Here is a 14,377-nt window from a genome sequence, read left to right on the forward strand (position 1 = left end):
CGGCCGGGTCCGCCGTCCGCTGATCCCTCGCGCGTCGCCAGTCTAGGCGCACGTGAGCAGCAATCAGAGGTGCACCCCTGGAATCTTGATCGTTGGGCGTAACCTGCCGGCCCTGATCAAGCAGTAGGATCGCGCGCCCGCCCGGGCGCCGGGGCGGCCCCCGACACCCGGGTCGTAGGGTCACCACGTGCTGAGTGAACCCGTGCTGACCGCCCGCCCGGAGGACGGCCGGGACGTCCCGCTGCTCGTGTGGCGCGCCGACGGCCCGCTGCGCGCGGTCAGCTCCGCGCCGCTGGGCGGCGGGATCGGCGTCCGGCACTGGGTCGTCAACGCGACCGTGCCCATGTCGTACGACCGGGACGACCCCGCCGACCACCTGGCCGAACTGGCCGACCGGCTCGGCCTGGACGGGCCCGGGGTGGGCCTGCTGACCGGGGTGGACGTCGCCGAGGTCGTCGCCCGGACGGACACCGGCGTGCGGATCTGGGCCACGGTCGGCCTGGGCACCCCGGTCTGGGCGGCGGCACCCGCCCCGGCGGCGCCGGTACAGCGGGTCGGCACCGTCAACGTCGTGGCGTACGTCCCGGCCCGGCTCGGCGACGCCGCCCTGGTCAACGCCATCGCCACGGCCACCGAGGCGAAGGCGCAGGCGATCGCGGAGCTGGGCGTGCCGGGCACCGGCACCCCGACGGACGCCGTCACCGTGCTGTGCCCCGTCGACGGCCCCGAGTCGGCGTACGGCGGACCGCGCTCGACCTGGGGCGCCCCGCTGGCCCGGGCCGTGCACGCCGCCGTCACGGCCGGCGGGGCCGGCACCGTGGTCCCGTGGTCCGACCGACCGGCGGGCTGAGACTCCGTCCGATCGGCTCTCGTCCCGGCGTCGCAAGCCCGATAAGGTCGCGCTCGATGTACGCTGCCGCCTCCCCACCGCGCCGCCGCGCCGCACTCGGCCTCGGCGCGCTGCTCGCCGTCCTGCTCGCCGCCGGCTGCGGAGGGCCCGATTCCGGGTCCGACGCCGTCTGGCAGCCCGGCGCGGGGGGTGGCAACACCGGCGCCCCGGTCCGCTCGGGCGAGCCCACCCGCTCCGCCCAGCCCGCCGAGCAGGCCATCTCGCTCTCCGCGACCGGCGACATCATCATGGGCAACGCGCCGAACCGGCTGCCCCCCTCCGGAGGCAAGGGCTTCTTCGACTCGGTCGAGAAGGCGCTCGCGGCCGACCTGGTGATGGGCAACCTGGAGGAGCCGCTCACCGTCGACACCGGCACCGGCAAGTGCGGGCCGAACTCGACCCGCTGCTTCCAGTTCCGGGCCCCGCCCGAGTACGCCGCACACCTGCGCGACGCCGGCTTCGACCTGCTCAACCAGGCCAACAACCACGGCTACGACTTCGGTCCGAAGGGCTACGAGAACACCCAGAAGGCGCTGGAGAAGTACGAGCTCGCGCACACCGGGGCGCCCGACCAGATCACCGTCGTCGACGTCAAGGGGGTCAAGGTCGCGGTCGCCGGCTTCTCGTCGTACGTCTGGTCCAACAGCCTCACCGACATCGCCGCGGCGAAGAAGGTGATCACCAAGGCGGCCGGCATGGCCGACGTGGTCGTCGTGCAGGTGCACATGGGCGGCGAGGGGGCCGACAAGACGCGGGTCAAGCCGGGCACCGAGATGTTCCTCGGCGAGAACCGGGGCGACCCGGTCAAGTTCTCCAAGGCGATGATCGACGCCGGGGCGGACCTCATCGTCGGGCACGGCCCGCACGTGCTGCGCGGCATGGAGTTCTACAAGGGCCGGCTGATCGCGTACAGCCTGGGCAACTTCGCCGGCGGGGGCAACTCGCTGAGCAACGCCGGCCGGCTCGGCTGGGGCGGGGTGCTGAAGGTGTCGCTGAACCCGGACGGCAGCTGGGCCGGCGGCTCGTTCGTCTCGACGTACATGAACTCCATCGGCAAGCCGACCATGGACCGCGACGACCGCGGGCTGGGCCTGCTGAAGCAGCTCACCAAGAGCGACTTCCCGGAGACCGGCGCCCGCTTCGACGACTCGGGCGCGATCAGCGCGCCGCAGGGCGGCTGACCGGGCCGGTACGGCGCGTGGCCCCGGCCGCGCGTCGGCCGGGCGACGTAGGCTGGCCGGCGTGACCACGAGTTCCTCCGGCTTCACCGAGACCGACCTCGGGCGCACCCGCCGCGCCCGGCGGATCGGCCGGATGCTGACCGACACCCACCCCGACGCGCACTGTGAACTGGACCACTCCAACCCGCTGGAGCTGGCCGTCGCGACGATCCTCTCCGCCCAGTGCACGGACAAGAAGGTCAACGAGGTCACCCCGAAGCTCTTCGCCCGCTATCCGACCGCCGCCGACTACGCGGGCGCGGACAGGGCGGAGCTGGAGGAGCTGATCCGGCCCACCGGCTTCTACCGCAACAAGACCGACTCGTTGATGAAGCTCGGCCAGGCCCTCGTGGAGCGGCACGGCGGCCAGGTCCCCGGCAGGCTCGCCGACCTGGTCGAGCTGCCCGGCATCGGCCGCAAGACCGCCAACGTCATCCTCGGCAACGCCTTCGACGTCCCCGGGATCACCGTCGACACGCACTTCCAGCGGCTGGTGCAGCGCTGGCGGCTGACCGCCGAGACCGACCCCGTCAAGATCGAGCACGCGATCGGGGCGCTCTTCCCCCGGCGCGACTGGACCATGCTGTCGCACCGGATCATCTTCCACGGCCGGCGGGTCTGCCACGCCCGCAAGCCGGCCTGCGGCGCGTGCACGCTGGTGAAGCTGTGCCCGTCGTACGGCACCGGCCCGACCGAGCCGGCGGCGGCCGCGAAGCTGCTCAAGGGCCCCCGGGCCCGGGACCTGGCGGTGGCGGCCGGGGTCGACCCGGAGCTGGTGCCGGTCCAGGCCGTCGTGGCGGAGGCACCGTGAGCGTGAGGAGTGAGCCGGTCTTGCGAGCCCCGCAGTCGCGAACCACGGTGAACCGATGAGCGTGAGGAGTGAGCCGGTGGCGCGGGCCCCGCAGTCCCGACGCCGCCTCGCCGCCCTGCTCGTACCCGTGCTGTTGGCCGCCGCCGGGTGCACCGCCGGCACCGAGGAGAAGGACCCGGGCCCCTCCGAACGGCAGAAGGCTGCCGCGAGTCGCCCGTCGCCCTTCCAGGACTGCTCCGCCCTCGGCACGCCGCCCGCCTCCGCCCCGCCGGCGGTGCCGTCCGGCGGCGGGGGGCAGACGCTGCCCGAGCTGACTTTGAACTGCTTCACCGGCGGCGCCCCGGTGGCCCTGCGCGACCTGCGCGGCCCGGCGGTGATCAACGTCTGGGCGTCCTGGTGCCCGCCCTGCCGCAAGGAACTGCCCGCCTTCCAGCGGCTCAGCGAGCGGGCCGCCGACCAGCTCCGGGTGGTCGGGGTCAACAACCAGGACGGCCGCGAGGCGGCCCAGGCCATCGGTGAGGACTTCGGCATCCGCTTCCCGGTGCTGGTCGACCAGGGTGAGGGCCTGAAGCGGGAGCTGAACCGCAAGGCCATTCCCCTGACCGTCTTCGTCGACGGGCAGGGCCGCGTACGGCACGTCGACTCCACAGGTGCCCTCGACGACGCCCGGCTGGCGGAGCTGGTCCGCCAGCACCTCGGCGTGACGGTGCCGGCGTGAGCCGGCGGCCCCCGGGCTGGTTCGACCCGCTGCTGGCCCGGCTCGGCAGCGCGCGCAGCGAGGACTTCACCCGACTGGTCACCCCGGAGAGCGGGGGGCGGGAGAGCGCCGTGCTGGTGCTGCTCGGCGAGGAGCCCGGCGCCGGCCCCGACGTGCTGGTCCTCCAGCGGGCGGCCACCCTGCGCAACCACGCCGGTCAGCCGGCCTTCCCCGGCGGCGCGGCCGACCCGGAGGACGCCGACGCCCGGGCCACCGCGCTGCGCGAGGCGAACGAGGAGGTCGGCCTCGACCCGGCCAGCGTCACCGTCCTGACCGAGCTGCCGAAGCTCTGGATCCCGGTCAGCGACTTCGTGGTCACCCCGGTGCTCGCCTGGTGGCACGCCCCGCACCCGGTGCACCCCCGGGAGCCGGCCGAGGTGGCGCACGTGGCCCGGCTGCCGGTCACCGAGCTGGTCGACCCCGCGAACCGGATGCGGGTCCGCCACCCGAGCGGCTGGATCGGCCCCGCCTTCTCGGCGCGCGGGATGCTGGTCTGGGGCTTCACCGGCGGGGTGCTGGCCACTTTGCTGGAGATGGGCGGCTGGGCCCGGCCGTGGCCGCGCGACCGGGTCGTGGACCTGCCGCCGACCGGGGAGGCCCCCGCGCCCTCCGCAGGCACCGACGCGGTGGACGAGACGCCGGTGCGCTGACCGGACGGTCACCTTCGGCAAGCGATGGTCATCTCGCGGGCCCGGTGCCCGTACGCTTGACGCGTGTCCGCCGTGGATCTCGTACTGCTGCTGCTCATGCTCGTGTTCGCGATCAGCGGATACCGCCAGGGCTTCGTCATCGGGGTGCTGTCGTTCTCCGGCTTCTTCCTGGGCGCGCTCGTGGGCCTCCAGCTGGGGCCGTTGCTGGCCCGGCAGTTCGTCGACAGCGGCACCCGGGTGCTGGTGTCGCTGGTGGCGATCTTCGGGCTGGCGGTGGTCGGGCAGGCGCTCGCCGGCTGGCTCGGTTCGCACCTGCGCAAGACGATCACCAGCGACGTCGGCAAGCGGGTCGACGACGTCGGCGGGGCGTTCGTCTCGCTCTTCGCCGTCCTGCTGGTCGCCTGGCTCGTCGCGGTGCCGCTCGGCTCGTCGTCGCTGCCCTGGCTGGCCTCCTCGGTGCGCAACAGCGCGCTGCTCACGGTGGTCGACCGGGTCCTGCCCGATGAGGCGCAGCAGCTCTCCACGGCGCTGCGCGACACCGTCGACACCAACGGCTTCCCCGACGTCTTCGGCGACCTGGCACCCACCCGGGCCCGGCAGGTGTCGCCGCCCGACCCGGCGCTCGCCGGCTCCCAGGTGGTCGTCAACAGCCAGCGTTCGGTGGTCAAGGTGCTCGGCTCCGCCCCGAGCTGTTCGCGCCGGATCGAGGGCTCCGGCTTCGTCTACGCCGACGACCGGGTGATGACCAACGCGCACGTCGTCGCCGGCACCCGGTCCACGGTCGTGGAGCTGAACGGCGACCGGTACGACAGCAAGGTGGTCGTCTACGACCCCGACCGGGACCTGGCCGTGCTGCACGTGCCCGGGCTGCCCGGCCCGTCGATGCGCTTCGCCGCCGGTAACGCGGGCAGCGGCGCGGACGCGATCGTGCTGGGCTTCCCGCTCGACGGCCCGTACAACGCGCAGTCGGCGCGGATCCGGGACGTCGACCGGATCACCGGACCGGACATCTACTCCGCCGGCAACGTGACCCGGGAGGTCTACACGATCCGGGCGCTCGTGCAGAGCGGCAACTCCGGCGGCCCGCTGGTCTCGTCGAACGGGCTGGTGCTCGGGGTGATCTTCGCGGCGGCGGCCGACGACCCGAACACCGGCTTCGCGGTGACCGCGGCCGAGGCCCGTCCCGTCGCCCTCGCCGGCGCCGAGCGCACCCGGGCCGTCGGCACCGGCGAATGCACCTGACCGGTCAGGCTCCCGTCGTCGGCCCGTGACCCGCCAGCGGCCCGTGACCCGCCAGCGGCTTCTGGCCCGACGGCGGCTTCTGGCCCGACGACGGCGCGGGGCGGCCGGGTGGGGCGGCCCGCCAGACGGTGAGGGCGGCGGCCGTCGCGGCCACCACGGCCGCGCCGAGCAGCCAGCCGGCCAGCACGTCGCTGGTCCAGTGCACGCCGAGGGCCACCCGGCTGAACCCGGTCACCAGGGCCAGCAGCAGGGCGGCCGTCCACACCACCGGGCGCGCCGCCGGCCGTACGCGCGGGAGGAACACCACCAGCAGCACCCCGGCGGCGAGGGCGGCGTTGAGCGCGTGCCCGGACGGGAAGGCCAGGCCGGGCGCCTCGGCCACCGGATCGGGCAGATCCGGCCGGGGCCGACCGACGAGCAGTTTCAGCAGCGGGCCGAGCAGGCCGCCGACCGCCATGGTGACCGCCACCCAGACGGCCAACTGCCGGGCCTGGCGGTGGAGCAGCCAGAGCACCAGGACCAGGGCCGCCACGCGCAGCGGCATCGGGGCGAACACGTCGGTCCAGAGGGCCATCAGGCGTACCCACGCCGGATGGTCGGCGGCGAGGCCGGCCAACGCGTCGGTGACCGCCGTGTCGAGCCGGCGCAGCGGGGGCCAGTCTCCCAGCACCAGGAACGCCAGCAGCGTGAACGGCACCGCCACCAGGAACGCGGCGGTCGCGGCGAGGGTCAGCCGCAGGCCCCGCGCGTGGTCCGGGTGCAGGCGGCGGTCACGCCACGAGGAACGCGGTGGGGCGACGAGGGTACGCGGCGGGCCGGACGGGCTCATGACATCCGTCCTACCCGCGACGCGGCCCGGTCAGACCCGTTGCGGCTCAGCCCGGCGGCGGCGGACGGCGCCAGGTCGCGGCGGCGCGCCGGTGCGAGGCCAGCGGAGTCCACTGGCGGAACCGGCGCACCATCAGCGCCGCCCCGGCCAGCAGGGCGACGAAGAACGCGGCCCCGGTCCAGAGCTGCTCCGGCGTGGTCTCCTCCTGCGTACCCGCGGGCTGCGCCGCCCACCGGGACTGCTGGCGCGGCACGGTGAAGCCACGCGGGTCGCCGCCGACCCCCGCGACGTCGGGCCGCGCCGCCCCCGGTGCCGGCCCGAACCCGACCACGCCAGGGGAGGACTGGTCGTCCAGCGGGTTGCGGCCCACCGGGCCCACCTCGGCGTCGAGCGCGGCGACCGGGTCGACCATGCCGTACCCGAAGCGGTCGTCCCGGCCGGTCGGGCCGATGTCGCGGGCGGTGGTGAGCAGCCGGTTGACCACGTCGCCGGCGGGCATCTCGGGGTAGCGGGCCCGCACCAGCGCGGCGGTGGCGGCGACCAGCGGCGCCGCGAAGCTGGTGCCCTGCACCCGCCAGTAGCCGCCCGGCCGGGCCCCGACGAGGCCGGTGGCGGGGGCGGTCAGCACGGTGGCCCGCCCGGTGATCGAACCGGACCAGAGGTTGTCGCTGTCGCGCTCCGTGCCGGCGACCGCGATGACGCCCGGCTCGCGGGCCGGGTACCAGACCTTCGCGTTGGCCGCGTCGCCCAGGTTGCCGGTGCAGGCGACCACGACGACGTCCCGGACGAAGGCGTAGTCGAGCGCGGCCGCCAGGGCGGGGCTGTCGCCGCTGCCGCCGAGGGACAGGTTGATCACGCGGGCGCCGTTGTCGACGGCCCAGCGCACGCCCTTGGCGACGATCAGCGCGTCGTCGTAGCGGTTCTCGGCGTCGAGGACGCGCACCGGGAGGATCCGGGCGTCCGGCGCCAGGCCGACGGCCCCCCGCTCGTCGTCGTTGCGGCCGGCTATCAGCGCGGCCACGGTGGTGCCGTGGCCGACCGGATCGGGACTGCCGGTCGCGCCCCGGGGCGCGACCAGGTCGAGGCCGGGCAGCACCTGGCCGGCCAGGTCGGGATGGGTGGCGTCCACGCCGGAGTCGACCACCGCGACGGTGACGCCCTTGCCGGTCGAGCTGCGCCACGCGGTCTTCGCCCGCAACACGTCGAGCTGCCACTGCTCGTCGCGGACCTGGTCGGGGCGCTTCCTGCCGTCGGGCGCCGCGAACGCCACCGGAACGACGGCGGCCGGCTGGTCGAGGACGGGAAGGGGGGCGGGCTGCCGAGGGGCGGCGCCGGCCGCCGTCACCGGAGCCGCGACCGACACGACGGCGGCCGCCAGGCCGAGCAACGTACGTCCGGCGATCCGCCGAGCCGCTGGCGGACAGCTGTGCCGCACGGTCGTCACATCCTCAGGCATTCATCGCGACGCAAACATGACGATCGGAGATTACCGGTTCTCCGCTCCCTCGCGGGGTGTTCCCGGGACACTGGTCACGACCGCCCCACGGGGCCGTCCCGGGACACCGGTCACGGCGGCGGCAGATGGGCCAACTGGACCAGGCGTACGCCCTCGCGCCGGGTGACCAGCCGGCCGCGCCCCGGGGGCAACGGGCCGGGCCGGACCGGGCCGACCAGCGCCCCCTCCTCCGGGCTGCCCGCCATCACCAGCCCCGAGGTGGACAGCTCGCGCAGGCGTTGCACGAGCGGCTCGTACTGGGCCCGGCCGGCACCGCCCGAGCGGCGGGCGAGCACCAGGTGCAGCCCGACGTCCCGGGCGTGCGGCAGGTGCTCCTCCAGGGCACGCAACGGGTTGGACGGCCCGCTGGCGACCAGGTCGTAGTCGTCGACCAGCACGAACAGCTCCGGTCCGGACCACCACGACCGCTGCCGCAGCTGCGCGGGCGTGACGTCGGGCCCCGGCACCCGCCCCGCCATGTAGCCGGCGGCCGACTCGATCAGGTCGGTGGTGTGCGCCGCGGCCGAGCCGTACCCGATCAGGTGCGGCGACGCCGACTCCGTCATGTCCACCAGGCTGCGGCGGTAGTCGACCAGGATGACCCGGGCCTGCTCGGGGGTGAACCGGGTCATGATCGAGGTGGCCAGCGCGCGCAGGAACGACGACTTGCCGCACTCGGCGTCGCCGAAGACCACGAAGTGCGGCTCGGTGGCGAAGTCCAGCACCACCGGGCGCAGGTCCGCCTCGGCGATCCCCACCGGGATGCGCAGGCCGGTGGTCGCGGCCAGGTCCAGCTCGGCGTACGGGAGCACCGGCGGCAGCAGCCGCACCGGGGGCGCGACGGGGCCGGTCCAGCTCCCGGCGGCCTGCTTGACCAGGTCCGTCGTGTCCCCGCCGGACGCGGCGAGCTGTGGCAGCGCGGTGAGGAAGTGCAGGCTCTCCGCCGTGATGCCCCGGCCGGGGGTCTTCTCCGGCACGTTCGCCGCCGCCCGGCGGGCCACCAGCGAGTCGGCGGGGTCGCCGAGGCGCAGCTCCAGCCGGGAGCCGAAGAGGTCCCGGATCGCCGGCCGGAAGTCCAGCCAGCGCACCGCCGTCGCCACCACGTGCACCCCGTACGACAGCCCCCGGGTGGCGAGGTCGGTGATGAGCGGCTCCAGGTCGTCGTACTCGCCGCGCAGCGTGGCCCAGCCGTCCACCACCAGGAACACGTCGCCGAACGGGTCGGCCCCGGGCTGGTCGGTGCCCGCCAGCGCGGCCCGTCGCTGCCGCCAGGTCGCCATCGACTCCACGCCCAGCTCGGCGAAGCGTCGTTCCCGGTCGACCAGCAGCGTCGCGATCTCGCCGACCGTACGCCGCACGGCCGTCGGGTCGGCGCGGCCGGCGACCCCGCCGACGTGCGGCAGGTCGCGCAGCGCGGCCAGCCCGCCGCCGCCGAAGTCGAGGCAGTAGACCTGCACCTCGGCCGGGGTGTGGGTGAGCGCCATGGCGCAGATCAGCGTGCGCAGCGCGGTCGACTTGCCGCTCTGCGGGCCGCCGATCACGGCGACGTGGCCGGCGGCGCCGTCCAGCGCCAGCCAGAGCAGGTCACGGCGCTGCTCGAAGGGCTTGTCGACGACCGCCACGGGCACGTGGAGGGCGCCGTGCAGCTCCGGGTTGCCGAAGGTGAGACCGCGCGCCGGGTCGGCGCCGACCGGGCCGAGCAGCTCGTCCAGCGCCGGCGCCCGGCCGAGCGGGGGGAGCCAGACCTGGTGGGCGGGCGGCCCCTGCCCGGCCAGCCGGTCGACCATCAGCTCCAGCAGGCTCTCCGTGCCGCCCTCGTCGGCCGTGGCGGGCAGGGCGGGCGGCCCGACCGGCTCCGGCTTGGGCACGAGGTGGGTGGAGAAGGCGAGCAGGCGCGGGGCCCCGGTGCCGCCCGCGCCCGGTGCGGCGCCGCGTCGGCGCAGCGCCCCCGAGACGTACGCGGCCTTGAACCGCACCAGCGGTTCGGTGCCGAAGCGCAGGTAGCCGTGGCCGGGGGAGCGGGGCAGCTCGTGCGCGTCCGGCACCCCGAGCACCGTGCGGGACTCCAGCGCCGAGAAGGTCCGCAGCCCGATCCGGTACGACAGGTGGGTGTCCAGCCCCCGCAGCCGGCCCTCCTCCAGCCGCTGCGAGGCCAGCAGCAGGTGCACGCCGAGCGACCTGCCCAGCCGGCCGATCTGCACGAACAGGTCGATGAAGTCGGGCTTGGCCGACAGCAGCTCGGAGAACTCGTCGCAGATCAGCAGCAGCGACGGCAGCGGGGCGAGCGGGGTGCCGGCGGCGCGGGCCCGCTCGTAGTCGCGCAGGCTCGCGAAGTTGCCGGCCCGGCGCAGCAGTTCCTGGCGGCGGACCAGCTCCCCGTTGATGGCGTCGACCATCCGGTCGACCAGCGGCAGCGCGTCGGCCAGGTTGGTGATCACCGCGGCGGTGTGCGGCAGTCGGTCGAAGGAGGCGAAGGTCGCGCCGCCCTTGAAGTCGATCAGTACGAAGTTGAGCTGCTCCGAGCTGTGCGTGGCGGCCAGCCCGAGCACCAGGGTGCGCAGCAGTTCCGACTTGCCGGAGCCGGTCGCCCCGATCAGCAGGCCGTGCGGCCCCATCCCGTCCTGCGCCGACTCCTTCAGGTCCAGCTCGATGGCGCCGCCGTCGGTGCCCACCCCGATGGGCACCCGCAGCCGCTCCCGGGCGGACCGGGGCGCCCACCCCTGCTCGGCCGTGAAGCTCTCCGGGTCGCCGAGACCGAGCAGCTCGGGCAGGCCCAGCTCGGCGCCCGGCGGGGCGTCCGGGCCGCGGGCCGCGCTGGCCAGCCGCAGCGGGGCGAGCCGGCGGGCGACGGCCTCCGCGTCGACGAGGTCCAGCCGGTCCGCCGTACCCACCTCGGCGTGCCCCTCCGCCGAGTGGGAGTGCAGCCGGCCCCGGCGCAGCTCCAGCAGCAGCGCGAACCGGTCCAGCAGGCGCGGCGGCGGGGTGTCCAGGTCGATGATCGTGACGGCGTCGATGCCGCCGTCGCCGGTCAGGTCGGTGGCCCCCGTCAGGTCGCCCCCGTCGAGCACCACCACCACGTGCGGGCCGTCGGTGGCCGGGCCGGCGGGGCTGAACCGGGACCGGCTGGCCAGCACCTCGTCGAGCAGCCCCTCCAGCTCCGTCCCCGCGCTGGTGACCAGCCGGACCGGGCCGAGCGCGTCGGTGCGGGTGGGGTGGTGGGCGTGCGGCAGCCACTTGACCCACTCCCAGGCGGCCCGCCGCTCCGGCCCGGCGCAGACGGCGACGAGCAGCTCGTCCGGGGCGTGGAAGACCGCGAGCTGGGCGAGCATCGCCCGGGCCAGCGCCTGGGCGGCGGACCCGTCGCCGCCGGTCGGGCCGGCGTCGCGTACGAAGACCCGGGCGAAGCTGCGCAGCGACAGCGCCACCGGCAGGTCGGGCACCACGGCGTACGCGTCCAGGAACCGGCGCAGCGCGCCGGCGGTCATCGGTTCCAGCTCCTCCAGCGGGCGGGTGACCGGGGGGACCAGCGGCGTGGCGAGGGTCTGCGGGCCGACGGCGACCCGGACGACCGCGAAGTCCGGGTCGGTGGGGCGGCGTTCCCAGACCCGGTGGCTGTCGACGGTCGACCAGAGCCGGCCGGGGTCGGGGTGCCGGTAGTAGAGCCCGGCGCGCTGCTGCCCGGCGGTCTGCCGGACCCGGCGCCGCAGCACGGTCAGGTGCCGCAGGTAGTCCCGCCGGGCGGCCATCATCTCCGACTTCTTCGGGGTGCCGGAGGCGCTGCCCCACGAGGTCACCAGCATGGCCAGCGAGGAGAGCCCGAACATCCCACCGACCACGTACGAGTAGGCGCCCCCGCCACGGCCGAACATCATCGCCATCGCCACGGTGCCGCCGAGCATGGGCAGCACCATGAGCAGTTGCTGCCAGCGCCCGCCGGCGACGGCGGGGATCTCCGGCGGCGCGTCCACCGGCAGCTCACCCACCGGGATCTCCGGCGCCGGTCGGCGGGGTGGCCGCTTGATGACGACAGTGGACACTCGACCTCCTGACAGCGCTCGGTAACCCGAGCCTGGCTCATGGTAGGTAAAGTCCTGTCGTCCGCGCAGCCACCAACCCCGCCGGAGATGGAGATCAGTCGATGACGATCGGGCTGGCCCGGGTCACCATCAGCGCCCCTCAGCGGCGGGTGGACGTCGCCCTGCCCGAGCAGGTGCCCCTGGCCGAGCTGCTGCCCGAGGTGCTGCGGCACGCCGGCGAGGGGCTCGCCGACGACGGCGAACGGCACGGCGGCTGGGTGCTGCGGCGCACCGACGGCGCGGTACTGGCCACCGCGCAGGCGCTGCTGCCGCAGGGGGTCCGCGACGGCGAGGTGCTGCACCTCGTGCCGGCCCGCGCCGAGTGGCCCGAGCTGGAGTACGACGACGTGGTCGAGGCGATCGCCGACGGTGCCCGGCGGCGCGGCGGGGCGTGGTCACCGGCCGCCACCCGGGCCGCCGCCCTGGCCGGGGCCGCCGTGCCGCTCGCCGTCGGGCTGCTCGCCGTGACGGCCGGCGGGCCGGCGCACGAGGCGGCCTGGCCGGCCGCCGCCGTGGTGGCGCTCCTGCTCACCCTCGCCGGGGTGGTGGCGTCCCGGGCCCACGACGACGGGCCGGCGGGCGCGACCCTGGGCGGCTACGCCCTGCCGTACGCGGCGGCGGCGGGGGCCCTCGCGGTCAGCTCCGGCGACCCGGTCGGGCCGGTGCCGGGGCTGCGCTGGATCGGCGCGCCCGAGCTGCTGGCCGGCTCGGTGGCGCTGCTGCTGGTGTCGGTGCTCGGGCTGGTCGGCGTCGCCACCCGGCTGCGGGTCTTCGTGGCGGGCGCCACCGTCGGGGTTGCCGGCGCGCTGGCGGCCCTCGGCGGGCTGCTGCTCAGCCCGGCCGGCACGGCGGCGGTGCTGCTCTGCGTGCTGGTCTTCGCCGTGGGGGCGGTGCCGCTGCTGGCCATCCGGCTCGGCAAGGTGCCGCTGCCCCCGATCACCCTGCCCACCGGCGAGCCGGGTGGCGCCGACCGGGCCCGCGACCTGCCCGACCGGGACCGGGTCTACGCGGCGGTGGCCCGCACCGAGGAGATGCTCACCGGCATGCTGCTCGGGCACGCGGTGCTGGCGGTCGCCGCCGCGGTGGTGCTGGGCCTCTCCGGCGGGACGGCCGGCCGGCTGCTGGTGGCGGTCGCCGCGGCCGTGCTGCTGCTGCGCTCCCGGCTGTTCGTGTCGCTGCGCCACCGGGTGCCGACCGTCGCAGCCGGCCTCGCCGGGTACGCGGTGCTGGGCGCCGTCCTCGTCGACGGGTCCGGTCCGACGGGCCGGCTGGCGCTGGTCGTCGGCGGGCTGACGCTGGCCCTCGTGGCGGTGGCCGCCGGCACCACGTACGCCCGCCGGCCGGTCTCCCCGTACGTCGGCCGGCTCGCGGACCTGACCGACACCGCCCTGGTGGTGTCGGTGGTGCCCGTGGCCTGCGCGGTCCTCGACCTGTACGAGCGGGCCCGGGGGCTGCTCGGCTGAGCGGCCCCCGGGCCCGTCGGTGGTCTGTGCCGGGTCAGTGCGTGGACTCGCCGCGCGCCTCGGCCTCCCGGGCGCGCCGGTACGACGCCGCGATCTCCGCCTCGGCCTCGATGCGCCCCACCCACGTGGCGCCCTCGACCGACTTGCCGGGCTCCAGGTCCTTGTAGACCTCGAAGAAGTGCTGGATCTCCAGCCGGTCGAACTCGCCGAGGTGGTGGATGTCGCGCAGATGCTCCTGGCGCGGGTCCTCGTAGGGCACGCAGAGGACCTTGTCGTCGCCGCCCTTCTCGTCCGTCATCCGGAACATGCCGATGGTGCGGCACCGGATCAGGCAGCCCGGGAAGGTGGGCTCGGGGACCAGCACGAGCGCGTCCAGCGGGTCGCCGTCCTCGCCCAGCGTCCCCTCGATGAAGCCGTAGTCGGCCGGGTACTGCGTGGAGGTGAAGAGGGTGCGGTCCAGCCGGATCCGGCCGGTCGCGTGGTCGACCTCGTACTTGTTGCGGTGACCCTTGGGGATCTCAACCGTCACGTCGAAATCCATCTGCACGCTCCCTCGTTTGCCCACGCTGGCCAACGGAAACCAGCGGCACGCCGCTCCACGGATGAATGCCCACCCGCGGGCTCCGGCCGCCGCATAGTGTTCGGACCGAAGTAGTGTCACCCAAGCAGATTTTCGCGGGGCGAGGAGGGGGCCGTGGGGAGGGAAGATTCACACTACCGTCCGGATGCCGATGCTGGACGGGGTACCGGCCGATCTGCTTCCGGCGGCGCGACCGGGCGGTTCCCGGTCCCCGACGCCCATCTTCCCCGCCCACCCGCGTCCCCCGGCCCCGCCGACCTGACGCCCGGTCCGCCCCCGGACAGCGGAGTCCTCGCAGGTTCCGGCGTCCCGGCTGGCTCCGGCGCACCGAGCGGTCCCGGCGTTCCGGCTGGTCCCGGAACCTC

The 14,377-nt window shown here is 75.4% G+C and carries 10 protein-coding genes and 1 pseudogene; 7 read left to right on the top strand and 4 right to left on the bottom strand.

All coding sequences use genetic code 11. The annotated features are described in order from the left end of the window. Positions 1–187 precede the first annotated feature (187 nt). The 6 genes from ACTMS2_RS20845 to ACTMS2_RS20870 all read left to right on the top strand — a co-directional run bounded on the left by ACTMS2_RS20845 (position 188) and on the right by ACTMS2_RS20870 (position 5,569). On the top strand, positions 188–850 hold the full coding sequence (locus ACTMS2_RS20845; RefSeq protein WP_441176900.1) for an adenosylcobinamide amidohydrolase: 663 nt from the start codon (positions 188–190) through the stop codon (positions 848–850). A gap of 56 nt (positions 851–906) precedes the next feature. After that, positions 907–2,070, top strand: a complete 1,164-nt coding sequence (locus tag ACTMS2_RS20850) for a CapA family protein (protein ID WP_441176901.1) — start codon at positions 907–909, stop codon at positions 2,068–2,070. A gap of 61 nt (positions 2,071–2,131) precedes the next feature. Next, positions 2,132–2,920: an endonuclease III gene (nth, locus tag ACTMS2_RS20855; RefSeq protein WP_172896620.1), complete on the top strand. Its 789-nt coding sequence runs from the start codon at positions 2,132–2,134 to the stop codon at positions 2,918–2,920. 55 nt (positions 2,921–2,975) lie between these two features. After that, a complete protein-coding gene (locus ACTMS2_RS20860) occupies positions 2,976–3,638 on the top strand; it encodes a TlpA family protein disulfide reductase (RefSeq protein WP_441176902.1) in 663 nt (220 codons plus the stop codon). Next, positions 3,635–4,327: an NUDIX hydrolase gene (locus ACTMS2_RS20865; RefSeq protein ID WP_393404349.1), complete on the top strand. Its 693-nt coding sequence runs from the start codon at positions 3,635–3,637 to the stop codon at positions 4,325–4,327. The genes ACTMS2_RS20860 and ACTMS2_RS20865 overlap by 4 nt, the downstream gene beginning before the upstream one ends. 63 nt (positions 4,328–4,390) lie before the next feature. After that, positions 4,391–5,569, top strand: coding sequence for a MarP family serine protease (locus ACTMS2_RS20870; RefSeq protein WP_101413080.1), 1,179 nt, complete (start codon positions 4,391–4,393; stop codon positions 5,567–5,569). A 100-nt stretch (positions 5,570–5,669) separates the two neighbouring features. Here the strand turns inward: ACTMS2_RS20870 and ACTMS2_RS20875 are convergent. From ACTMS2_RS20875 to eccCa, 3 genes and pseudogenes are all read right to left on the bottom strand, one after another. After that, a pseudogene (locus ACTMS2_RS20875) lies at positions 5,670–6,398 on the bottom strand (phosphatase PAP2 family protein); the annotation flags it as partial. A gap of 46 nt (positions 6,399–6,444) precedes the next feature. Further along, the gene (mycP, locus tag ACTMS2_RS20880) at positions 6,445–7,854 is read right to left on the bottom strand and encodes a type VII secretion-associated serine protease mycosin (RefSeq protein WP_441176903.1); all 1,410 of its coding nucleotides are present in this window, start codon (positions 7,852–7,854) and stop codon (positions 6,445–6,447) included. Between the two features lie 110 nt (positions 7,855–7,964). Next, positions 7,965–11,930, bottom strand: a complete 3,966-nt coding sequence (gene eccCa, locus ACTMS2_RS20885; protein ID WP_441176904.1) for a type VII secretion protein EccCa — start codon at positions 11,928–11,930, stop codon at positions 7,965–7,967. 101 nt (positions 11,931–12,031) lie between these two features. On the opposite strand from eccCa, the gene eccD reads away from it, so the two are divergent. After that, complete coding sequence (gene eccD / locus ACTMS2_RS20890; protein WP_441176905.1) at positions 12,032–13,432, top strand: type VII secretion integral membrane protein EccD; 1,401 nt, start codon at positions 12,032–12,034, stop codon at positions 13,430–13,432. A 34-nt stretch (positions 13,433–13,466) separates the two neighbouring features. On the opposite strand, the gene ACTMS2_RS20895 is transcribed toward eccD, so the two are convergent. Next, positions 13,467–13,973, bottom strand: a complete 507-nt coding sequence (locus ACTMS2_RS20895; protein ID WP_089003820.1) for an inorganic diphosphatase — start codon at positions 13,971–13,973, stop codon at positions 13,467–13,469. Positions 13,974–14,377 lie beyond the last annotated feature (404 nt).

The organism is Micromonospora sp. SD12, from assembly GCF_052068495.1.
Taxonomy (GTDB): Bacteria; Actinomycetota; Actinomycetes; order Mycobacteriales; family Micromonosporaceae; genus Micromonospora; species Micromonospora echinofusca.